This is a genomic window from Streptosporangium sp. NPDC053982 (genome assembly GCF_055585205.1).
This window is the reverse complement of sequence record NZ_JBVJKQ010000004.1, coordinates 129,297-150,319: the sequence shown is the minus strand read 5'-3', so window position 1 is coordinate 150,319 and position 21,023 is coordinate 129,297. Positions and strand designations below refer to the sequence as shown.

Here is a 21,023-nt window from a genome sequence, read left to right as displayed (position 1 = left end):
CCGCGGCGGGCGCGGCGGGCGCGGCGGGCGCGGCGGGCGCGGCGGGCGCGGCGGGCGCGGCGGGCGCGGCGGGCGCGGCGGGCGCGGCGGGCGCGGTGCCGAACCGCAGCAGGCCGTGCCCGAGGAGCTCGGCCACCAGCCGCCGGCACTCGTCGGCGTCCGGGCCGCCGTCGGCGGCCGCCTCCCGGGCGAGGTCGCCCGCCCGCCAGGGACGGCGGCCGAGCAGGCGGCGCAGCAGCGGCTCGCAGCGGGCGTCGAAGTCGTAGCGCAGGCCGCCCGACAGCAGGGTCAACCGGTGCCCGTCCCCGCCGCGGGCCACCGGGCGGGGGGCGGCCAGGACGACGACGGCGTCCGGCGGGCATCCGCCGGACAGGTCGGTCACCGCGTGCGGCAGCAGGTGGCGGGGGCGGGCCGCGGCCCGCCCGTCCCGCTCGGCGACGTACCGCCCGAACCCGTCGGCGCCGAGCAGCTCACCGATCCCGCCGAGCAGCCGGGACAGCCGGCCGGCGAGCTCGTCGTCCCATCCGCCGAGCGGCAGGTCGAACCGGGCGTCCGGGTCGTTCAGCTGCCGGTCGACCGCCCAGCGCAGCAGGTCGCGGACCACCGGCCGCCGGATGCCGAACGTCAGGTGCACGGTGGTGCCGCCGACCGGCCGGACCGCGTGCCAGTGACCCCGCGGCACGTACAGCGCCTGCCCCTCGGTCAGCTCGAACTCCCGCAGGGGCCGGGGCGGGCACTCGTTGAGGGGACCGTCGCCCGGCAGCGGCACGGGACGGCCGACGCCGTACAGCCGCCACTCCTTGCGCCCGTAGACCTGCAAAATGATGCCGTCGTGGTCGTCCCAGTGCGGGTCGAACGCCCCCACCTGCCCCCAGGAGGCGTAGAGGTTCACGAAGACCTCGGCGCGCAGGTCGTGTTCGAGCCGCTCGGCCAGCTCCCGCACCGCGGGCACCGCCTCGTCCACCGACCCGAACACCAGCGTCGCGCCCTCGCGCAGCCGGGCGTGCAGCTTGGCGCTGGAGACCCGCATCGCCGGTTCGCGGCCGACGCCCCTGCCGGGGATCGTCTCCAGGTAGGAGGACGGCGGCAGCGAGGCGTTGCCCCGCGCCACCTGCATCCGCAGCGGCCACGCCCGGTGCCCGTCGAGCAGCCGGTCGAGCTCCGGCCAGGGCAGCAGCCGGTGGAACCGCCCCGGGTCGGCGGGGTCGCCGGGATCGAGGTGGCAGTCGCGTCCCCAGTGCCGGCCGAGGAACTCCGTGACGGGCAGGGAGGTGATGATCTCCTCCAGGGCGTGCCGCCCGCCCGGCTCGAGGTCGCCGGGGCGCAGGCCGTCCAGGTCGGGCAGGGCCTCCAGCGGCCGGACGGTGAGCAACCCGCCGCTTCCCGGCCGCTCCGCGCCGCGATCGGCGGGCCTGCGGTCCGGGCCGCGATCGGCGAGCCGCTCACCGGCTCCGGTCTCCTCCGGGGCGGGGGGCCGGCGCGTGTCGGTCATCGCCCCTCCCCTGCCGGGCTCGGGCGGACGGGCACGCGGGCTTCAGGGTTCGGACGGCCGGGCACGCGGGCGTCAGGACTCGGGCGGACGGGCAGGCGGGCGGCCGGGTCGAGGTCGAGGCAGAGCAGGCGGTCCTCCTCGGCGTCGCCGGGCCGTCCCAGCCGCTCGGAGCAGTCGGCCGCCGCGGCGGCGGCCATCGCCCCGCGCAGCGTGCCCGACCCGGCGGCCCGCCGGAACGCCTCGCGGGCCCCCTCCCAGTCGCCGCGCCCGGCGAGGTAGGCGCCGACGGCGTACAGCGGCTCGGGATCGACCGGGTCCAGGGCGCGCAGCTGCGCCACGGCGTCGGCGGGGGCGCTGCTCTCGCCGGTGAGGGTGTCGAGCTTCAGATGGGCCTCCAGGACCAGCCCCCGGTTCTCCGCCCGGTAGTGGGCCTGTACGGGGTCCGGCGCGCACCGCGCCATGTCCTCGTCGTGGCGCAGCGCCAGGCGCATGTGCTCGACCACCGGCTCGCGGTCGCCTCCGGACAGCTCGTGCAGTGCGGCGGCGCGGTGGTAGCGGCTCGTCACCAGGTGCGCCAGCCAGTCCGGTTCGGCGTCCAGGCCGTCGGCCGCCCGGCGCGCCGCGTCCAGCCATCGGGCCGCCCCGGTCCGGTCGCCGCCGCCGCGGGAACCGGTCGAGACCAGCTGCAGGGCGGCGAGCGTGCGCAGGGCCGGCCGGGCGGCGTTCTCCGCCAGCCAGCCGAAGACCCGGCCCGGGACGGGCGAGGCGCGGTTGAGCTGGTAGGCCGCCCGGGACGCCTCGTAGGCGAGTTGCTGCGACAGCGGGTCGGCGGCGGCGGTGAGGGTGCCGACGAGGTTGACGACGTGGCGGTGGAAGCCGAGCTGGGTGAGCAGCGCGACCACCACGACCCTGCGGTCCGGCGGCAGCGCGGGCCAGCGTTCCAGCGCGGCCACCAGGGCCCGCCATCGGGGGGTGCGCAGGCGGCCGGCCAGGCCGGCGGGCCGCTCGCACCGGTACTCATCGGCCCTGGCCTGCGCCACGACCTGGTAGCGGGAGCTGGTCACCGACACGGTGGCGAACCAGTTGGGCGCCACCTCCTCGGCCTCCCCGGTGAGCATCCGCGCCAGGTGTACGGCGTGCCGCGACCGCAGCGGGGCGGGGTCGGCGTCGCCCAGGTCGATCCAGGCCCTCCAGCGCCGGGCGAGCCCGGCCGTGTCGAGCACCCGCGGCCCGGTGAAGCGGAGCTCCCCGAAGGAGACGGAGTCGTCGCGGTGGTAGGCGAACTCGGGCACGTGACCTCCTAGGCGATCGGGCAGGCCAGACCGGCGGGCGGGGTGAGCGGTTGGAGGACCTCCGAGCCGTGGCACACCACGCGGTGCACCGCGTACGGCCCGACCGAGGGCAGCCGCACCTCGGCGGGCTGGTGGCCGAACAGGGCTTCGGCGGTCTCCAGCAGGCGGGCCGTCGTGGCGGGGACGGTGCGGGGTTCTCCGGCGCCTGAGGTGCGCCGCCGCACGAAGTCCAGGTGCCGCGGACCGGCGGCGGCCGCGGCGAGGCCCCTTTCGCGGTCCCGGTCACCCGGCCGCGTGGGGCTCCCGTCCCGGCCGCCCGGCCGCGCGGAGCTCCCGTCCCGGGTGCCCGGCTGGGCGGGAACCTCGCCGCGATCACGGGTGCCCGGCCGCGCGGGGCGTCTCGGGGCGGAGAGGGCGAGGCGGTTTCCCACCGCCTCGTAGACCGCGTGCCGTACGGCGTCCGCGGTGTCCCCCCGGGCGGCGGCGCCGCAGGTCAGCGCGGTCCCGTCGGAGCGGTGCAGGAAGGCGGTCACGACGTCGGGCGACAGCCCCGCCACGCGGAACGTGCGGAGGACGACGCCGCCCGCCCGCAGCGCTCCGGTCAGGCCCGGCGGCAGCACGGCGTCGTGCAGGTGGTCCAGCTCCTCGAACAGGATGTCCCCGGTCCGCCAGCCGCGCTCCAGCACGTGCCGCTCGATCACCTCCAGCAGCGCGGCCGTGCGCGCCCGCTCCCGGTCGGGACCGGCGGCGGTGCCGGCCGACGTCTGCACGCACCAGCGCGTCTCCGGCGGCGGAGGGTCCCAGCCGAGGAAGACCGCCTGGGCGGGCACGGCGACCTCCGTGCCGTCGCGCATGCCGTGGCCGGCCACCCAGGACGTCGGCGGGGAGCCGGCGGCGGCGTGCGCGGCCGGTGCGATCACGGGCCGGTCGCCGGGGCCGGCCAGGACCGGCAGCGCGCCGGAGGCCGACAGGTGGCTCACGTGCTGGGCGTACTCCCCCGCCGCCCGGCGGGCGGCCCGGCCGGGGTCGGCGTCGCAGGCTCCGCCGCTGACGCCGGCGTCGTCGGCCGTCCAGGCCACGTGCAGGATCCCGCCGACCAGCGGGCGCACGATGGGCCGCGGCGCGGCGTCGCCCTGGTCCATTGGTCTCCCTCTCCCTCAAGCCGGCACGCCCGGGGGTTCCGTCGGTCCGGCACACTCCGGGGTCACCTCGAACCGGCGCACCCGGAGTCCGGGCGCGGGGGCGTCAGCATCGGCGACCCGCCCCGCAGCGCCCTCGGATCACGCGCCGCCCGGTCGCGGGGCGGCGACGGTCTCGTCGCGCGGCACGTCAGTACGACTTGTTGCCGAGGACGTCGAACTCCTGCGCCTCCTCGTCGACCTGACCGAGGTCCCAGTTGATCTCCATACCGTTCACCTCCTTTCTCTTCTCTCACTCCTTTCGATCGTGATCCACGGGCTCGTCCGGGTGCACCTTCCGGTGTGCTGGGCGCCGCCCTCCGGCACGGCGGGCTTCCGCCGCGATCCGCCGCGGCGGGCGGCGGCGGGCGCCCGGGGAATGTCGGGGCGATCTCCTAAGCTGGGCCCATGGCACGAGTGAACGACGCCGTCGCGGCCGCCCTGGAGGAGTACGCCGAGCTGTTCGCGATGACCGGCGGCGACGCCTTCCGGGTGCGCAGCTACCAGAAGGCGGCCAAGGCGATCGCGGGCTTCCCCGAGGACATCGCGACCACCGCCGTGCGCTCGGTGCCGGGGGTGGGCGAGGCGATCGCCAAGAAGGTCGAGGAGTTCCTCAGCCGGGGCAGCTTCCGTCAGCTCGACGACCTGCGGGGAAAGGTCCCCGAGGGGGTGAGGCGGCTCACCCGCGTCCCCTCGCTCGGGCCGAAGAAGGCCGTCTTCCTCTTCCAGGAGCTGGGCATCGACTCCCCCGAGGCCCTGGCCGAGGCGATCGGGCAGGGGCGGCTGCGGGGCGTCAAGGGCTTCGGCGCCAAGACCGAGGCCAACCTGCTGCACGGCCTGGAGCAGATGGAGCAGGCCGGCGCCCGGGTGGACATCGGCACCGCCATGGACCTCGCCGAGCAGATCATCGCCTCGCTCGGCGCCGAGCGGATCGCCTACGCCGGGTCGCTGCGCCGGATGAAGGAGACCATCGGCGACATCGACATCCTGGCGGTCGGCCCGGAGAGCCTGATGGACGACTTCCGCGGCATGCCGTACGTCGCGGAGGTCATCGCCTCCGGCGAGAAGAAGACCTCGGTCCGCACCACGCAGGGCGTCCAGGTGGACCTGCGGCTGGTCCCGGCCGCCTCGTGGGGCGCGGCCATGCAGTACTTCACCGGCTCCAAGGAGCACAACGTGCACCTGCGGGAGATGGTGGTGAAGCGGGGCTGGAAGCTGTCGGAGTACGGCCTGTTCGACGGCGCCCGGGTGATCGCCGCCGAGCGCGAGGAGGACGTCTACGAGGCGCTCGGCATGCCGTGGATCCCGCCGGCGCTGCGCGAGGACGGCGGGGAGATCGACGCGGCGCTCGCCGGGGAGCTGCCTGACCTGGTCACCGTCGCCGACCTGCGGGGCGACCTGCACACCCACACCGACCTGACCGACGGCATCGCCACCCTGGAGGAGATGACGGCGGCCGCCGCCGCGCGCGGCTACTCCTACTACGCCGTCACCGACCACGCCCCCGACCTGGCGATGCAGCGGATGACCCTGGAGCGGGCGCTGGAGCAGCGCGAGCGGCTGCGCCGCCTCCAGGCGGAGTATCCGGACATGCGGCTGCTGCACGGCACCGAGCTGAACATCGGCCCCGACGGGTCCGTGGACTGGCCGGAGGACGTGCTGGCCGGCTTCGACGTGTGCGTGGCCAGCGTGCACTCCCACTTCACCCAGTCACGGGAGGAGATGACGCGGCGGTTCATCGCCGCCTGCGAGAACCCGCAGGTCCACATCATCGGTCATCCCACCACCCGCCGGATCGGCCGGCGCCCGCCGGTGGACGCCGACTGGGACGAGGTGTTCCGCGCCGCCGCGCGCACCGGCACCGCGATGGAGATCGACTCCGCCTCCGAACGCTCCGACCTGCCCTCCGACCTCGTACGGCGGGCGCGGCATCATGGAGTGAGGTTCTCCATCGACAGCGACGCCCACTCCGTTCCGGGGCTCGCGGGCCAGCGGTTCGGGGTCGGCGTGGCCCAGCGGGGCTGGCTGACCGCCGAGGATGTGATCAACACCTGGCCGCTGGAGCGGCTGCTGGACTTCCTGGGCCGCTGACGGCCTCCGGAGGTCGCTGCGAGGCGTCGGCGGCAACCAACCGCCGCACCTCGCGACCGGGACGCGGCCAGGGGGCCGCCCCACGGTGGCGGTCACCCCGGCCACCGGGGCGACACGGTGGCGGGAGGTGACACGCCCGTCACAACCCCTGCACAATTACGCGGTTATCTGGTAGGGAATAACTGTAACCGGGGAAGGGGAGCAGCATGCCGTACACGGCCGAGAGCGGGACGGGACAGCGCCATGGAACCCGCGGGGACGCCGGCTCCGGGATCGTCAAGCCGCTGCCGCCGGAGCTGTTCGTCGTACACGACACCAACGCCGAGACACGCTGGGAGGCGCTGGGAGGCGTCGGCTACCACGTGCCCGCCGAACGATTCTTCGTACGCAACCACACCTCCACCCCGATCATCGACGCCGCCGCCTGGCGGCTGCGGCTGCACGGCTCCGGCCTGCGCGCGCCCCGCGACTTCGGCTACGCCGAGCTGCTGTCGCTGCCGGCGGTGACGCGGGACGTGATGATCGAGTGCGCGGGCAACGGCCGCAGCCTGTTCGCCTCCCAGCAGGGCCAGGAGGTCATCGGCACCCCCTGGCGGCTCGGCGCCGCCGGCGTGGCCCGCTGGCGCGGGGTGCCGCTGTCCACGGTGCTGCGGCTGGCGGGCGTCACCCCCGACGCGGTCGACGTCATGCCGCGCGGCCTCGACCCGCACTACGTCGAGGCGGGCGTCGACTTCGGGCGGGTGCGCCGGCCGATCCCGGTGGCCAAGGCCCTCGACGACGTGATCCTCGCCTACGAGATGAACGGCCGCCCGCTGCCGCCCGACCACGGCCACCCGGTACGGCTGGTCGTGCCCGGCTGGATCGGCCTGGCGTCGATCAAGTGGGTCGGCGACATCGAGGTCTCCGCCTCCCCCCTGAGCTCGCCGTGGACCACCGAGTTCTACCGGATGTTCGGCGCGTCCCACCCGCCGGGAGGCGGTGAGCCGCTGAGCACGCAGGGCATCAGGAGCGCCTTCGAACTGGCGTGGGGGGCCAGGCTCGCCGCCGGGCACCCGCACGTGCTGCGCGGCCGCTCATGGTCGGGCAACGGCCGGATCACCGGGGTACAGGTCAGCCTGGACGGCGGCGCCACCTGGCGACCGGCCCAGCTGCACGGCTCGCACCTCGCCCCCGCCTGGGTCCGCTGGCACGTCACCTGGTGTCCCCGCGCCACGGGACCGTACGAGCTGATGGCCAGGGCCGTCGACGAGACGGGGGCCGTCCAGCCGGACCGCACCCCGCACAACCGGTTCGGATACATGTTCGACGCGGTCGCCCGGCACCCGGTGACCGTGGTGAACACCTGAGCGAGAAACGCCGGTGATTTCCAGCGGGAAGCGATCACATGGAATTCCCGTACGCAGTTCTTACCCGTTCAAAAGGACGTGGGACATTTCCCTTGGAGCGCGGAGGTATTAGCTGATCAGGCAAGACAAGCCGCCGGAATCCATGGTCGGTCCGCCGGATCGAATCCGGAAAGGACGCCTGGCGTCGCACAGGGGAAACGAGGGGGAAACGAACCGGAGCGATGATGGCCGCACCTGTTCTTCCACCGTCCGTTTCCCGCGAGAAGGGCCGACCGATGCGACAGCTGTCCGCGCTGGACGCGCAGTTCCTGCACGCCGAGTCGGCGACCACCGGGGCCCACCTCGCCGGGGTCGCGATCCTGGACGCCTCCCGCTCCCCCGGCGGCGCCGTGACCCGCGAGGACGTCATCGGGCTGCTGCGTGAGCGGCTGCACCTGCTCCCGGCGCTGCGGCTGCGGCTGGCCGAGGTGCCGTTCGGCCTCGACCGGCCGTACTGGACGGAGGCCGCCGGCCTCGACGTCGCCGACCACGTCCACGAGGTCGTGCTGCCGCTGCCCGGCGACGAGTCCCAGCTGGCCGACGAGATCGCCCGCATCCACGAGCGCCGCCTCGACCGGTCGCGCCCGCTGTGGGAGATGCATCTCATCCAGGGCCTGAGCGGCGGCCGCGCCGCCCTGTACACCAAGGTCCACCACTGCGCGGTCGACGGGATGTCGGGCGTGGAGATCCTGGCCTGCCTGCTGGACCTCACCTCCGAGATCCGTCCCGTCCCCGCGCCCGAGCCTCCGGACCCGCCGCCGCCCGCCCCCGACCCGGCGGAGATGCTGGCCGTGGCCGTGGCCAGGTCGGTCTCCCACCCCGCCAGGGCGCTGCGCTCCCTGGGCCGGCTGGCGGCCGACCTCGACGCGATCCCACTGCTCGGGGCGCTGCCCGCGGCCCGGACGGTGGCCGCCGCGGCCCGGATGATCACCGGCGGCGACTCCGCGCTGCCGGAGATGCCGCCCCTGGTCGCCCCGCCCACCCCGTTCAACGGCCCGATCAGCGCCCGGCGGCGCTTCTCCTACGGCGCGCTGCCGCTCGCCGAGGTCAAGAGGGTCGCCCGGACCTTCGAGCTGAGCGTCAACGACGTGGTCATGACGCTGTGCGCCTCGGCGCTGCGTTCCTGGTTGCGTGAGCGTGACGCGCTGCCCGCGGATCCGCTGGTCACCGCGGTCCCGGTCGCGGTCCGTACGGCCGGCGCCCGCGACGGTTCCCACGACGACTCCGCGGCCGGGGTCGGCAACCGGCTCTCGGCGATGATCGCCCCGCTGGCGACCGACGTCGCCTGCCCCCTGGAGCGGCTGCGGGTCACCGGGGAGGCGATGCGCCGGGCCAAGCGGCGCTTCGCGGCCGCGCCCGCCACCTGGCTGGACGAGCTGTCGGCGGTGCTGCCCGCCCCGGTCACGGCCATGGCGACCCCGGCTGTCTTCCGGCTGGCCTCGATCGTGCTGCCGCCGATCAACCTGATCGTCTCCAACGTGCCGGGGCCGCAGTTCCCGCTGTACCTGTGCGGCGCCCGGGTCCTGGGCTACTACCCGATGTCGGTGCTGACCGACATGACCGGCGGGGTCAACATCACCTGCTTCTCCTATGACGGATCGCTCGGCTTCGGCGTGCTGGCCTGCCCGGACCGGGTGGCGGACGTCTGGCGGCTCATGGGCCACCTGCAGGAGGCGATGGACGAGCTGACCGAGCTGGCCGGGACGGCGGACGTCCGCCCGGCCCCGTCCGCCGCGCCGTTCAAGACCCCGGCCCCCGACCCGGCTCCCGGCCCGGCCCCGGCGGCCGGCCCCGACCCAACGGCGGTCCCGGACCCGGCGGCGGTCCCGGCGGCGGTCGTGCCGACGGCCCCGGCTCCGGTCACGGTCCCTGCCGCTCCGCCGATCACCGTCACGGTGCCGGAGGTCGCGGCGCCGGAGGTCTCGGTGCCGGAGCCGGCCCTGGCCTGAGCCGGATCAGCCCAGGGCGTGGGCGATCAGCTCGGCGACCGCGTCGGGGTCGATGGTGTGCCCGGTGAGCTGGCAGAGGTTCTCCTGGTAGAGGAGCACCGCGGCGAAGGTGACGGCGGCGACCTCCAGCCGGGCGGCGTCTCCTCGCGGGGTCGGCAGCGCCAGTTCCAGGGCGAACCGGGCCCGGAGGATGATCTCGCCGTTCAGGCGGCCCAGCCGCTCGCGGACCGACCCGTGCGTGTCGGCCTCGCGGAACAGGATGCGGCGCATCGCCGGGGAGGCGCGCAGCGGCAGCCGCCGGGCCAGCTTCGAGAGCGTCCCCGCGGCGTCACCGGGGACGGCCTCCACCTCGGGGGCCTCCTCCACGAGCGTGCGCTCGTCGACCAGCGTGACCAGCACGTCGATCTTCCTGGGGAAGTAGTGGAAGACCAGGCCCTTGGGCACGTCGGCCACCCGGGCGATCTCCGCCGTCGAGGTCGCCTCGTAGCCGCCGCCGGCGAACAGCGTCTCGGCGGCGTCGAGGATGCGGGTGCGCGCGCCGGGATCGCCGCCGTCACGCCCGGGTCCGGGCCGCCCACCGGGATCGCCGCCGTCACGTTCGCGTCCGGGCCGCCCGCCGGAGCCGGCGCGGTCACGTTCACGTCCCGGCCCGCCCCGCCGCTGCCTGAAGCCGCTCACAGGCCGACCATAACTACGGGCCCGGCCGGATTTCCATGCCGCCGGAGGGAGATCACCGTACGGCCGGCACCGCGCGGCGCGGTGCTCCGGCCGGGAGGAAATACAGTGAGCCGCATGAGCTTTTCCGAACTCAACCTCTTCCCGCTCTGCCTGGGCGGCAACGTCTTCGGCTGGACCGCCGACCGCGAGGACTCCTTCGCCGTCCTGGACGCCTACGCCGAGGCGGGCGGCAACTTCATCGACACCGCCGACGTGTACTCCGAGTGGGTCCCCGGACACGCCGGCGGGGAGTCGGAGACCATCATCGGCGAGTGGCTCAGCGCCCGCGGCAACCGCGACCGGATCGTGCTGGCCACCAAGGTCGGCATGCTGAGCGGCCGTCCCGGTCTGTCGGAGAGGAACATCCGGTCGGCCGTCGAGGACTCCCTGCGCAGGCTGCGGACCGACTACATCGACCTGTACTGGGCGCACGTCGATGACGCCGACACCCCGCTGGAGGAGACGCTCGGCACGTTCGGCGAGCTGATCGGCGAGGGCAAGATCCGCAACATCGGCGCGTCCAACTACGGCCCCGAACGGCTGGCCGAGGCCCTGGACGTCTCCGGGCGCGAGGGCCTGCCCCGCTACGGGGTGCTGCAGCAGCCCTACAACCTGGTGGAGCGCGGCTACGAGGGTGCGTTGCGCGACGTGGTGGCGGACCGGGGGCTGACCAGCACGCCGTACCACGGTCTGGCCCGCGGCTTCCTGACCGGCAAGTACCGGCCCGGGGTCGAGGTGGACAGCCCCCGCGCCGGCGCCGCCGGCCGCTACCTGGAGGAGGAGCGGGGCCGCCGGGCGCTCGCCGCGCTGGACGAGGTGGCCGCCGCCCACGACGCGGTCCCGGCCACCGTCGCGCTCGCCTGGCTGGCCGCCCAGCCCACGGTGGCCGCGCCCATCGCCAGCGCCCGCAACGTCGAGCAGCTCAGGCCGCTGCTGGCCGTCGCCGAGCTGGAGCTGACCGACGGCGACCTGAAGCTGCTGGACGAGGCGTCCCGCTGACGGGGAAGGGGTCCCGCGGAGTCCTGTTCCGGACTCCGCGGGACCCCTTCCCCGATGCCGCGGGACCCGCCGGGCCCCGCGGCGCGGTCAGTGCTGGACGGCCTTCTCCGCGCCGACGCCGGTGAGCGAGCGGACCTCGATCTCGGCGTACTTGGCGGCGTTGTGCTCCTTGCTGAGCACGGTCCCGAGGTAGCCGAACAGGAAGCCCAGCGGGATCGAGACCAGGCCGGGGTTGCTGAGCGGGAACCAGGAGAAGTCCGCGCCCGGGATCAGCGAGGTCTCCGCGCCCGACACGACCGGCGAGAAGATCACCAGCAGCAGGGCCGAGGCCAGGCCGCCGTAGATCGACCAGACCGCGCCGGAGGTGTTGAACCGGCGCCAGAACAGGCTGTAGAGGATCGCCGGCAGGTTGCCCGAGGCGGCGACCGCGAAGGCCAGCGCCACCAGGAACGCCACGTTCTGCTTCTGGGCGAGGATGCCCAGGCCGATGGCGACGGCGCCGATGACGAAGGCGGCGATCCGGGCGACCGCGATCTCCTCCCGGTCGGTGGTCTGGCCGCGCTTGAAGACGTGGGCGTACAGGTCGTGGGCGAAGCTGGAGGAGGAGGCCAGCGTCAGCCCGGCGACGACCGCCAGGATCGTGGCGAAGGCGACCGCGGCGATCACCGCCAGCAGGATCGTGCCGCCCACCTCGCCGAAGACGGCCCGGCCGATCGCCTCGGCGAGCATCGGCGCGGCGGTGTTGCCCGCCTTGTCCTGCGCGGCGATGGCCTTGCCGCCGACCAGCGCCGCCGCGCCGAAGCCCAGCACGAGGGTCAGCAGGTAGAAGACGCCGATGATGCCGATGCCCCACAGCACCGACTTGCGGGCCTCCTTGGCGGTGGGGACGGTGTAGAAGCGGATCAGGATGTGCGGCAGGCCGGCGGTGCCCAGCACCAGCGCCAGGCCCAGGCTGATCAGGTCGAGCTTGCCGGCCAGGCCCTGGGCCTCGGTGCCGTACTTGCCGCCCGGGTTGAGGAACGCCTCGCCCTTGCCGCTCTGCGCGGCGGCGTCGCCGAGCAGGCCGGAGAGGTTGAAACCGTACTTGCCGAGCACCAGCAGGGTGATCAGGGTCGCGCCGCCCATGAGCAGCACGGCCTTGACGATCTGCACCCAGGTGGTGCCCTTCATGCCGCCGACGACCACGTAGACGATCATCAGCAGGCCCACGGCGACGATGGTGAGCGCCTTGCCCGCCGGGGAGGTGACGCCGAGCAGCAGGCCGACCAGTGCGCCCGCGCCGACCATCTGGGCCAGCAGGTAGAAGATCGACACCACGATGGTGGAGACGCCCGCCGCGGTGCGCACCGGGCGCGGGCTCATCCGGAAGGCCAGCACGTCGGCCATGGTGAACTTGCCGGAGTTGCGCATCAGCTCGGCGACCAGCAGCAGCGCCACCAGCCAGGCGACCAGGAAGCCGATCGAGTACAGGAAGCCGTCGTAGCCCGACAGCGCGATGGTGCCGGCGATGCCCAGGAAGCTCGCGGCCGACATGTAGTCGCCGCCGATCGCCAGGCCGTTCTGCGCGCCGCTGAAGGACCGGTTGCCGGCGTAGAAGCCCGCGGCGTCCTTGGTGCTGCGGCTGGCCCGGAAGGTGATGCCCAGCGTGATCGCGACGAAGAGCAGGAACAGGATCGTGGAAAGCGTCTGGTGGCTCATTCGGCGCCGCCCCTCACGTCGGTCCCGCCGTCCTTCGCCTCGGCCCCGGCCGCGGCGGTCACTCCGGTCCCGGCCGCGCCGGTCCCGCCCTCCGCCTCGTGGCGGATCTCGTCGGCCAGGGGGTCGAGCTTCGCGGCGGCGTGCCGGGAGTAGGCCCAGGCGATGAGGAACGTCGAGACGAACTGCAGCAGGCCGAAGATCAGCGCCACGTTGATGTTGCCGAGGACCTTCGTGCCCATGAAACCGCGCGCCCAGGCCGACAACACGACGTACAGCAGGTACCACACCAGGAACACCGCGGTCATCGGGAACACCCACGCCCGGAAGCGCCGCTTCAGCTCCTGGAACCGCTCCTCACTCTGGATCTGTTCATATAGGGATGAATCATGTTGTCTGGTGGTCACCGGACCTCCCACGCATGTGATCTGGGTCACCGACAACGTAGGAGGAGGGGTTCTCCGGCGAGGAGACCCGGCGGCGGACTCTTCGCCCAGCCGCCGCCGGACGGCGTTCAACCGGTCACGGCCCGCGATGAACGGTGCGATCCCTGCGCCGAACGGTCCGCCGTACCCTCAATCGGCCGTGGCGGTGGAGCCGGCGGGGGCCGCGGGGACGGCAGGGGCGGAGACGGCGACGGCCTCGGCGGAGGCGGGGACGGCGGTTCCGGCGGGGGCGTGGCAGCCGGTGTACTCGTCACGGCGCCACAGCATCGCGGCGAGCATGAGGGGGAACATCGCCACGTGCGCCGCCGTCATCATGGTCCCGGCGCCGATGACGCCGGCCCACAGCAGCGGGAAGAGCGGCGCCACCGGCACGAACATGGCGGCGCACATCTCCAGGGTGCTCGCCCAGCCGTGGCCGCGGTAGCGCATCCACACGGCCATGCCGACGGACATGTTCACCGCCATCATCAGGTACGCCCCCTCGGGATGCTCGTCGTGGGACAGGCCCAGCCCGGCGGCGTCCAGCGCCAGTCCGAGGAGGAGCATCCCGGCGAACATGGCGACGACCATCTCGGCGTAGTGGCGGGCGAAGCGGCCCCAGGAGGGACGGGCGGGGGATGCGGTGTCGTTCATGGCTCCACTGTGCGGCCGGATCGGCCTCCCGCCGGAACCCCGAGGGGGTATATGTCCGGAAACTTGGGCATAATGTCTTCCGAACCGGCGATCACCTCATAAGGTCCCTCCCATGAGCGAACGGCGCATCACGGTCATCGGCTACGACGGAGCCGAGCTCCTCGACATGGCCTGCGTGACCACGCCCTTGGAGATCGCCAACCTGGTGGGCGCCGCGCCCGCCTACCGCGTGCGCCTGGCCACCCCCGGCGGCCACCCCGTCACCTGCGGCACCGGCCTGGTGCTCCAGGCACAGGAGGCCCTGGAACGGGTGAACGGGCCCCTGGACACCGTCATCGTGTCCGGCGGCATCGGGCACGAGGCCGCCGCCGCCAACCGGCTGATCCTCGCCCACGTCCGCCGCCTGGCCCGCGACAGCCGCCGGATCGCCTCGGTCTGCACCGGCGCCAGCGTCCTGGCCGCCGCCGGCCTGCTGAACGGCCGGCGCGCCACCACCCACTGGCAGTGGGCCCACCGCCTGGCCTCCCGCCACCCGGAGGTCACCGTCGACCCCGCACCGATCTTCATCCGCGACGGCAACACCGCCACCGCGGCCGGCGTCACCAGCGCACTGGACCTCACGCTCGCCTTCATCGAGGAGGACAACGGCGCCGAACTGGCCCGGCGGGTGGCCCGCTACCTGGTGACCTACCTGCAACGCCCCGGCGACCAGGCGCAGATGAGCATGTTCACCGCCGCCCCGTCGCCCGAGGACACCCTCGTCAAACGGATCGTCGCGCAGATCACCGCCGACCCGGCCGCCGACCTGTCGGCCGCGACGCTGGCGGCCGTCGCCGGCGTCAGCGAGCGGCACCTGACCCGCCTGTTCCTGCGGCACCTCGGACAGACCCCCGGCCGTTTCGTACGGCAGGCCCGCACCGAGGCCGCCGCCCACCTGCTGACCTCCACCTCCCTGCCGGTGGCCGCCGTGGCGGCCCGCTGTGGCTTCGGCACCGCCGAGACCCTGCGCCAGGCCTTCGTCGCCCGCTACGGCGTCTCCCCCTCCGGATACCGCGCCACCCGGCAACCGGCCTGACCGGCCCTCCACGGGAGGCCCGGTCAGACGGCGCTCGGACGCCCGGCCGAGGACCCCATGGACCGGGCCCGCAGAGCGTGCGCCCCGGCCAGGCACACCGTCGTCCCCACCACGCCCAGCAGGACCCGGTGGTCGAAGAGCGCCACCAGCACCGCCCCCGCCGCCAGGGACGCCAGCTGGACGGCGCCGGCGACCGCGTCGAAGGCGGCCGAGACCCTCCCGACCAGATGACCGGGGCTGCGCCGCTGCGTCAGCGTCGCCTCGGCCACGCCCGCCAGCGTCAGCCCGGCGCCCCCCGCCGCCATCGCGGCGAGCACGACCACCCCGGCGGGCACCATCCACAGCAGCACGGCCACGCCGTACAGGGCGATGCCGGCGCCGACCGCGAACAACTCGCCGTAACGGGCGATCACCGCCGCCGCGCCCAGGCCACCGGCGATCGCGCCGACGCCCATGGCGGTGGAGGTGACCGCGGTGAACTCCGGCGGCCGGCCCAGGCCGTGCTCGATGACCGCGAAGATCAGCGACTCGGTGGCGCCCGCGATCGCGAACATCATGCAGAACGCCGTCACGGTACGGCGCAGCAACGGATCACCGGCCAGGTGCCGGGCACCGGCCAGGAACTCGTCCCGGGGCCGGCCCCGCGGAGCGGCCGGCCCCGGCGGCGGCGCGGACAGCGACGCGAAGGCCGCGGCGGCCACCACGAAGGTGACGACGTCGAACAGCACCACCGCGCCGATTCCCCATACCGCGTAGACGGCCATGCCGAACAGCGGCCCCACCAGGCGCAGCCCCTGCCGGGCGGTCTGCAGCGCCCCGTTGGCCCCGGCGAGTGCCTCCGCCGGCAGGATGGCCTTCAGCAGCCCGCCGAGCGCCCCGGACGTCGCGGCGTACGAGAGCCCCATGGCGGCCGAGACCGGATAGACCAGCCAGAAGGTGTCGCGCCCGGTCACGGCGGCGAGCGGGGTGATCGCCACGGCCGCCAGCAGGCAGGTCGCGACCAGGAACCTCCTGCGGTCCACCCGGTCGATCACATATCCGAGCAGCGGCGACAGGCACAGCGGCGCGGTGAAGAAGAACAGGGTCAGCCCGGCGGCGCCGTCGGAGCCGGTGAGCTTCTTCGCCAGGACCGCCGGGATCAGCAGCAGCGACGCGTCCCCCAGCAGGCTGACGACCATCGCGAAGTAGACGATCCGGAACCGCCGGTCGCGCAGGGCCGCGCGCATCACCGCTTACCGGCGAGCCGCCGCGCGGCCCGTCCCGTCGGCAGCACCGGGACGGCGCTGTGCACCATCGCGAACGCGTCCAGACCGGGAACGATCACGGTGAGCACCGGGCAGCGGGCCCGCCCGGGATTCCAGCGGAAGGCGTAGGCGGCGAATCCCGCGGCCTCCAGCCGCCCGAGGATCTCGGCGACCTGCCCGGCCACGCTCCGCCGTCGTTCGAACCGCTCGCCCATACGCTCCCGCTCCGTCAGATGATCACCCGCCGTCCGATCCGCCTCGTCTGCCGCGCCCGACCGGCTCTCCTCTCCGCCCGGCCGGACATCACCCGGCCCGGCGCCGCCCGGCTCTCCGCCCGGCTCTCCGCCCGGCTCTCCGCCCGGCCAGACACCGGCCACCAGGCGCGGGCCCAGCGGCTCGGGATCCAGCCGCGCGCACCGCTCCAGCAGCGGCCAGCGCCGCAGGCTCTCCAGCCTGCGCGCCAGGGTCAGGTCCACCCCGAGCGACATGTTGAACGACGACTGGACCACCTCGCTCAACGCGCGCTCCACCGCGTACCCCGGATCCAGCGAGGCCCCCGAGCCGATCACCCCGGGGTACGGTCCGGCCCGGGAGGGGAGCGCACAGTAGGCGGGGATTCCCAGGTCGGAGGTCATGTCGATGACCAGCGGCGGCGCCCCGAGACGCGCCCGCGCCTCGGCGTGCAGGCGGCGCAGGTCATCCGGCAGCCCATCCGGATCGACGACCCGGATCGGCGTGTCCACGTCGAGATACCAGTCGAGCAGGGCGTGCGACAGGGCGTCCCGCTCGACGACCTCCAGCAGCCCGTGCAGGACGGCCTCGGCCTCGGACGTCCCGGCGGCCGTGCCGCTGTCGTAGGCGTACCGCAGATACGACTCGTAGCCCAGGTCGTCACCCGGGACGGGATGGCTGCGGCAGGACGGCGACCGGGCGAAGGCCGGATACCAGATCGCCGGCCGCCCCGGGGAGGAACCCCCCGGTGAGGAACCTCCCGCGGAAGACGACGCGGCCCCGGCCCGCCCGGGACCGGCGACCAGTCCGGACACCCGCGAAGGCTCCCCCGGCGGCTCCCCCAGCGGCTCGGCCCGCAGACAGGCCACCGCGGCACCGGGATGGTCACGGGCGAGGCGATGGATCATCTCCTCGCCGCGCAGCTCCGGCTGGGCCACCACGGCCTCCACCGGCAGCACCCGCACCCGGACGGCGTCCCGGGCGAGCGCGGCCTGCCCCCGATCGTGTTCGAGGTGCTGCCACGCCTCGAACATCGCACTCACCCTGCTCTGCGCGCCGGCCCCCTTGCCCAGGGACGCCGTCACGACCCTCCCCGACCGGTCACGGACGGTGCAGCGATGGACGGGGAACTCCGGCGAGCCGGCGGAGACGAACTCCGCCGACAGGCCGAAACCGGCGAACAGCTCCTCGATGACGGACAACGCCTCCGCCAGGCCGGTCTCACGCTCCCGCTGGGCGCGCGCCACCGGCCGTCAGCGGGCGCCGGCGAGCACGCCGGGCGCGAACCGCACGGAGAAGAACTCATCGAGGAGAAGCGCCTCGGCGGGGCTGAAGGAGAAGGACGCCTCCAACTGGAAGCCGTCCTCCCCGGTAAGGCACCGGCCGTTGGAGTTGCTGTTCCCCATCGCACGCTCCCCACCTCGGAACGGACCCTTTACCGATCATTCCTTCACACGTCATGATCCGCGTCAAGGGCGGCGGGGACACCGGCCACCCCTGTCCGGATCGGGGGCCACGGGGCCCGGCGCGACCCCGGAACCACCGGAACCACCGGTCTCCGGCCTCCGATCGGGGGGAAGACGGGATCGCGGTGGGGGCCCGGCGCCGGCCCACCCGGACCGGGCCCGATCAGGGCGAACGGGATGGCGGTGGAGACCCGTGAGCCGGTCCCGTCACGGGGAACGGGGCCGCCAGTCGCCCCGGTCCAGGTTGAGGGTCTCGGGGGTGTGCAGGCGCACCATCGTGCGCGCCACCCCCGGCGGGATGCGGCCCGGCGTCAGCAGCGAGACCACGATCATCACCCCGAACGCCACCGGCACCGTCCACGCCGCCGGCTGCGCCAGCAACGCCCCGGCCAGCCCGGTGTGCGGGCCGCCGCCGATCGTCAGCAGCACCGCCCCGCACGCCAGCCCGCCCCCCGCCAGCAACCCGGCCATCGCCCCGGCCGAGGTCAGCCGCCGCCACCAGATGCCCAGCACCAGCAGCGGGCAGAAGGACGAGGCCGCCACCGCGAACGCCAGCCCCACCACGTCGGCCACCGGCAGCGTGCGCGCCCACGTCGCCAGGCCCAGCGGCACCACCACCGCCACCACCGCCGCCGCGCGGAACGAGCGGACCCCGCCCTTGAGGATGTCCTGGCCGATCACCCCCGCCACCGACACCGTCAGCCCCGAGGAGGTCGACAGGAACGCCGCGAACGCCCCCGCCGTGACCAGCGCCCCCAGCAGATCGCCCACCACTCCCCCGACCACCCGCCCGGGCAGCGCCAGCACCACCGTGTCACCGCCCGACAGCTCCGGTGCGTAGACCCGCCCCAGCGCGCCGTAGACCGCCGGCAGCAGGTAGAACACCCCAAGCAGGGACAGCACCACCAGCGTCGTACGGCGCGCCGCCCGCCCGTCGGGGTTGGTGTAGAACCGCACCAGCACGTGCGGCAGCCCCATCGTGCCCAGGAACGTCGCCAGGATCAGCGAATACGTCGAGTACAGGCCGTACTCCTTGCCGCTGGCCAGCGGCAGCGCCCAGGTCGCCGCGTCCCCCGCGCTCAGGCCCGGGGCGCCGTCCGCCCGCCAGGCCACCAGCAGGAACACCACCGGAACGGCCAGCGCGGTCAGCTTCAGCCAGTACTGGAACGCCTGCACGAAGGTGATCGACCGCATGCCGCCCGACACCACGTTGACCGCCACCACCACGGCCACCAGCGACCCGCCCATCCACTCCGGCGCACCGGTGATGGCCCGCAGCACCAGACCCGCGCTCTGGAACTGCGGCATCAGGTACAGCCACCCGATCAGCACCACCAGCACCCCGGCCAGCCGCCGCACCGCCATCGACTCCAGCCGCGCCTCGGCGAAGTCCGGCAGCGTGTAGGCCCCCGAACGGCGCAGCGGCGCCGAGACCAGCACCAGCAGCACCAGGTACCCGCCCGTCCACCCCACCGGCAGCCACAGCATGTCCACGCCGTAGGTGAGGATCAGCCCGGCGACCCCCAGGAAGCTCGCCGCCGACAGGTACTCCCCGCCGATCGCCGAGGCGTTCCACAGCGGCGAGACCGTCCGGGAGGCGACGTAGAAGTCCGAGGTGGTCCGCGACAGCCGCACCCCGAACGTCCCGATGAGCACCGCGGCCAGCATCACCAGGACCACGGCCGTCACACCGTACGCCGCGTTCACCGGCCACCCTGCCGGTCCGCCGGCTCGGCGGAAAGCCGCCCGTCGCGCCCGTCCGGCCGGTCCACCAGCTCGGCGAAGTGCCGCTCGTAACGCTCGGCCTGCCGCACGTACAGCCACGCCCCGGCCACGAACCCCGGGTAGACCAGCCCCGCCAGCAGCGCCCACGGCACCGGCACCCCGAGAAGACGCGCCGCGCCCAGCTCAGGAACCAGCATGAACAGCAGCGGCAGCCCGCCGGCCACGCACCCCAGCACCGTGCAGACGAACAACGCCAGCCGGAACTGCGTCCGCACCAGCGACCTCATGTAGACCTCGCCCAGCCGCGTCTGCTCGTCGATCTCCCGCGTCGCCGGATACCGCGGATGCCGGGCCGCGGTGGTCCGCGGGCTGGTCACCACCTCCCGGCGCGGCCGCTCGGCCTCCCGCTCCCTCCGCGGCCGCTCCCCCTCCCGGCCCTCCCGGGCATCCCTGCCCACCCGGTCCACCGCCCGGGTGAACCGCTCGGCCATCCGCCGCCGCGGCTCGGCCTCCTCCCGCGGCTCGGCGTCCCTGCCGTCCCTGCTCATTCGCCCCTGCCCCGGCGGGCCCGGCGGACCAGCAGGTCACGCAGCTCACGCGTGTGCCGGCGGCTGACCGGGATCTCACTGCCGCCCACCCGCACCACGCACCGGCCCGACTCGATGTGCAGCTCGTCGATGTGCTTGACCGCCACCAGATGGCTGCGGTGCACCCGTACGAACCCCGCCGCCGACCAGCGCTCCTCCAGCGTGGCCAGCGAGATGCGCACCAGATGGCTGCCCGCGGCCGTGTGCAGCCGCGCGTAGTCGCCCTGAGCCTCCACGTAACGCACCTCGGCGCTGGACACGAACCGGGTGACGCCCCCCAGCTCCACCGGGATCGTCTCGGGCTCGGCCCGGCCCGCACCGTCCCCGTCCGGCAGCTCCGCCGCCACGCACACCCGCCGGATCGCCTCCGCCAGCCGCTCCGGCCGCACCGGCTTCAACAGGTAGTCCTCGGCCTTGATCTCGAACGCGTCGACCGCGTGCTCCTCGTACGCCGTCACGAACACCACCCGCGGCGGGTTGGCGAACTGCGACAGCAACCTGCCCAGCACCACCCCGTCCAGCCCCCGCATCCGGATGTCCAGGAACACCGCGTCCACCGGCCGCCCCTCGGCGATCGCCCGGTCCAGCACCCGCAGCGCCGCGGCGCCGTCCCTGGCCAGGAAGACCTCGCCGATCCGCGGATCGTCCCGCAGCAGGTAGGCCAGATCCTCCAGGGCGGGAAGCTCGTCGTCCACCGCCAGCACACGCAGGCCGGTCACGGTCACCCCTCGACATCGTTCACATGCGAATCCCTAGAGGGTGATGAACCAGACATCAGGTGTCAACAGTCTCCGCCAACCTCCGGGAGGGCCACCCGT

General features: G+C 74.3%; 18 protein-coding genes. 5 read left to right on the top strand and 13 right to left on the bottom strand.

Annotation, left to right across the window (positions count from 1 at the left end; translation table 11 throughout):
- The 3 genes from ACZ6W9_RS08110 to ACZ6W9_RS08100 all read right to left on the bottom strand — a co-directional run.
- Nucleotides 1-1,492 (bottom strand): JmjC domain-containing protein (locus ACZ6W9_RS08110; RefSeq protein ID WP_470116945.1); only part of this gene is annotated, 1,492 nt, incomplete at its 3' end.
- Nucleotides 1,489-2,784 carry a hypothetical protein gene (locus ACZ6W9_RS08105; RefSeq protein WP_470116944.1) on the bottom strand — a complete coding sequence of 432 codons (1,296 nt, stop codon included), beginning with the start codon at nt 2,782-2,784 and terminating at the stop codon, nt 1,489-1,491. The genes ACZ6W9_RS08105 and ACZ6W9_RS08110, both read right to left, overlap by 4 nt.
- An 8-nt stretch (nt 2,785-2,792) precedes the next feature.
- Nucleotides 2,793-3,926: a YcaO-like family protein gene (locus ACZ6W9_RS08100; RefSeq protein ID WP_470116943.1), complete on the bottom strand. Its 1,134-nt coding sequence runs from the start codon at nt 3,924-3,926 to the stop codon at nt 2,793-2,795.
- A gap of 444 nt (nt 3,927-4,370) precedes the next feature.
- On the opposite strand from ACZ6W9_RS08100, the gene polX reads away from it, so the two are divergent.
- The 3 genes from polX to ACZ6W9_RS08085 all read left to right on the top strand — a co-directional run bounded on the left by polX (nt 4,371) and on the right by ACZ6W9_RS08085 (nt 9,387).
- A complete protein-coding gene (gene polX / locus ACZ6W9_RS08095) occupies nt 4,371-6,053 on the top strand; it encodes a DNA polymerase/3'-5' exonuclease PolX (RefSeq protein WP_389961006.1) in 1,683 nt (560 codons plus the stop codon).
- Nucleotides 6,054-6,259: 206 nt separating this feature from the next.
- A complete protein-coding gene (locus ACZ6W9_RS08090; protein WP_389961004.1) occupies nt 6,260-7,399 on the top strand; it encodes a sulfite oxidase in 1,140 nt (379 codons plus the stop codon).
- A 275-nt stretch (nt 7,400-7,674) separates the two neighbouring features.
- On the top strand, nt 7,675-9,387 hold the full coding sequence (locus ACZ6W9_RS08085; protein ID WP_470116942.1) for a wax ester/triacylglycerol synthase family O-acyltransferase: 1,713 nt from the start codon (nt 7,675-7,677) through the stop codon (nt 9,385-9,387).
- A 6-nt stretch (nt 9,388-9,393) separates the two neighbouring features.
- Here ACZ6W9_RS08085 and ACZ6W9_RS08080 read toward each other — a convergent pair whose 3' ends face one another.
- A complete protein-coding gene (locus ACZ6W9_RS08080; protein ID WP_389961000.1) occupies nt 9,394-10,065 on the bottom strand; it encodes a TetR/AcrR family transcriptional regulator in 672 nt (223 codons plus the stop codon).
- A 114-nt stretch (nt 10,066-10,179) separates the two neighbouring features.
- Here ACZ6W9_RS08080 and ACZ6W9_RS08075 point away from each other — a divergent pair, with 114 nt between their 5' ends.
- The gene (locus ACZ6W9_RS08075; protein ID WP_389960998.1) at nt 10,180-11,103 is read left to right on the top strand and encodes an aldo/keto reductase; all 924 of its coding nucleotides are present in this window, start codon (nt 10,180-10,182) and stop codon (nt 11,101-11,103) included.
- An 87-nt stretch (nt 11,104-11,190) separates the two neighbouring features.
- On the opposite strand, the gene ACZ6W9_RS08070 is transcribed toward ACZ6W9_RS08075, so the two are convergent.
- From ACZ6W9_RS08070 to ACZ6W9_RS08060, 3 genes are all read right to left on the bottom strand, one after another.
- A complete protein-coding gene (locus ACZ6W9_RS08070) occupies nt 11,191-12,801 on the bottom strand; it encodes a solute symporter family protein (RefSeq protein WP_389960996.1) in 1,611 nt (536 codons plus the stop codon).
- Complete coding sequence (locus tag ACZ6W9_RS08065; RefSeq protein WP_389960994.1) at nt 12,798-13,205, bottom strand: DUF485 domain-containing protein; 408 nt, start codon at nt 13,203-13,205, stop codon at nt 12,798-12,800. Before ACZ6W9_RS08065 ends, ACZ6W9_RS08070 begins: the two co-directional genes overlap by 4 nt.
- Before the next feature lie 168 nt (nt 13,206-13,373).
- The gene (locus tag ACZ6W9_RS08060) at nt 13,374-13,877 is read right to left on the bottom strand and encodes a hypothetical protein (RefSeq protein ID WP_470116941.1); all 504 of its coding nucleotides are present in this window, start codon (nt 13,875-13,877) and stop codon (nt 13,374-13,376) included.
- Between the two features lie 112 nt (nt 13,878-13,989).
- Here ACZ6W9_RS08060 and ACZ6W9_RS08055 point away from each other — a divergent pair, with 112 nt between their 5' ends.
- Nucleotides 13,990-14,952 carry a GlxA family transcriptional regulator gene (locus tag ACZ6W9_RS08055; protein ID WP_389960990.1) on the top strand — a complete coding sequence of 321 codons (963 nt, stop codon included), beginning with the start codon at nt 13,990-13,992 and terminating at the stop codon, nt 14,950-14,952.
- A 23-nt stretch (nt 14,953-14,975) separates the two neighbouring features.
- Here ACZ6W9_RS08055 and ACZ6W9_RS08050 read toward each other — a convergent pair whose 3' ends face one another.
- From ACZ6W9_RS08050 to ACZ6W9_RS08025, 6 genes are all read right to left on the bottom strand, one after another.
- The gene (locus tag ACZ6W9_RS08050) at nt 14,976-16,178 is read right to left on the bottom strand and encodes an MFS transporter (RefSeq protein WP_470116940.1); all 1,203 of its coding nucleotides are present in this window, start codon (nt 16,176-16,178) and stop codon (nt 14,976-14,978) included.
- Nucleotides 16,178-17,674 carry a YcaO-like family protein gene (locus ACZ6W9_RS08045; RefSeq protein ID WP_470116939.1) on the bottom strand — a complete coding sequence of 499 codons (1,497 nt, stop codon included), beginning with the start codon at nt 17,672-17,674 and terminating at the stop codon, nt 16,178-16,180. Before ACZ6W9_RS08045 ends, ACZ6W9_RS08050 begins: the two co-directional genes overlap by 1 nt.
- 6 nt (nt 17,675-17,680) lie before the next feature.
- A complete protein-coding gene (locus ACZ6W9_RS08040; protein ID WP_362943071.1) occupies nt 17,681-17,833 on the bottom strand; it encodes a hypothetical protein in 153 nt (50 codons plus the stop codon).
- Nucleotides 17,834-18,100: 267 nt separating this feature from the next.
- Nucleotides 18,101-19,600: a sodium/solute symporter gene (locus ACZ6W9_RS08035; RefSeq protein ID WP_389960984.1), complete on the bottom strand. Its 1,500-nt coding sequence runs from the start codon at nt 19,598-19,600 to the stop codon at nt 18,101-18,103.
- Nucleotides 19,597-20,166, bottom strand: a complete 570-nt coding sequence (locus ACZ6W9_RS08030) for a DUF485 domain-containing protein (RefSeq protein ID WP_389960982.1) — start codon at nt 20,164-20,166, stop codon at nt 19,597-19,599. The genes ACZ6W9_RS08035 and ACZ6W9_RS08030 overlap by 4 nt, the downstream gene beginning before the upstream one ends.
- On the bottom strand, nt 20,163-20,924 hold the full coding sequence (locus tag ACZ6W9_RS08025; protein ID WP_362943077.1) for a LytR/AlgR family response regulator transcription factor: 762 nt from the start codon (nt 20,922-20,924) through the stop codon (nt 20,163-20,165). The genes ACZ6W9_RS08030 and ACZ6W9_RS08025 overlap by 4 nt, the downstream gene beginning before the upstream one ends.
- Between the last annotated feature and the right edge of the window lie 99 nt (nt 20,925-21,023).

What these genes read in the sequence shown, in the direction of transcription:
- ACZ6W9_RS08085 (WP_470116942.1), top strand. Translation starts at nt 7,675, where the DNA reads ATGCGACAGCTGTCCGCGCTGGACGCGCAGTTCCTGCACGCCGAGTCG.
- ACZ6W9_RS08100 (WP_470116943.1), bottom strand. Translation starts at nt 3,926, where the DNA reads ATGGACCAGGGCGACGCCGCGCCGCGGCCCATCGTGCGCCCGCTGGTC.
- ACZ6W9_RS08050 (WP_470116940.1), bottom strand. Translation starts at nt 16,178, where the DNA reads ATGCGCGCGGCCCTGCGCGACCGGCGGTTCCGGATCGTCTACTTCGCG.
- ACZ6W9_RS08040 (WP_362943071.1), bottom strand. Translation starts at nt 17,833, where the DNA reads ATGGGGAACAGCAACTCCAACGGCCGGTGCCTTACCGGGGAGGACGGC.
- ACZ6W9_RS08055 (WP_389960990.1), top strand. Translation starts at nt 13,990, where the DNA reads ATGAGCGAACGGCGCATCACGGTCATCGGCTACGACGGAGCCGAGCTC.
- ACZ6W9_RS08090 (WP_389961004.1), top strand. Translation starts at nt 6,260, where the DNA reads ATGCCGTACACGGCCGAGAGCGGGACGGGACAGCGCCATGGAACCCGC.
- polX (WP_389961006.1), top strand. Translation starts at nt 4,371, where the DNA reads ATGGCACGAGTGAACGACGCCGTCGCGGCCGCCCTGGAGGAGTACGCC.
- ACZ6W9_RS08075 (WP_389960998.1), top strand. Translation starts at nt 10,180, where the DNA reads ATGAGCTTTTCCGAACTCAACCTCTTCCCGCTCTGCCTGGGCGGCAAC.
- ACZ6W9_RS08070 (WP_389960996.1), bottom strand. Translation starts at nt 12,801, where the DNA reads ATGAGCCACCAGACGCTTTCCACGATCCTGTTCCTGCTCTTCGTCGCG.
- ACZ6W9_RS08060 (WP_470116941.1), bottom strand. Translation starts at nt 13,877, where the DNA reads ATGAACGACACCGCATCCCCCGCCCGTCCCTCCTGGGGCCGCTTCGCC.
- ACZ6W9_RS08030 (WP_389960982.1), bottom strand. Translation starts at nt 20,166, where the DNA reads ATGAGCAGGGACGGCAGGGACGCCGAGCCGCGGGAGGAGGCCGAGCCG.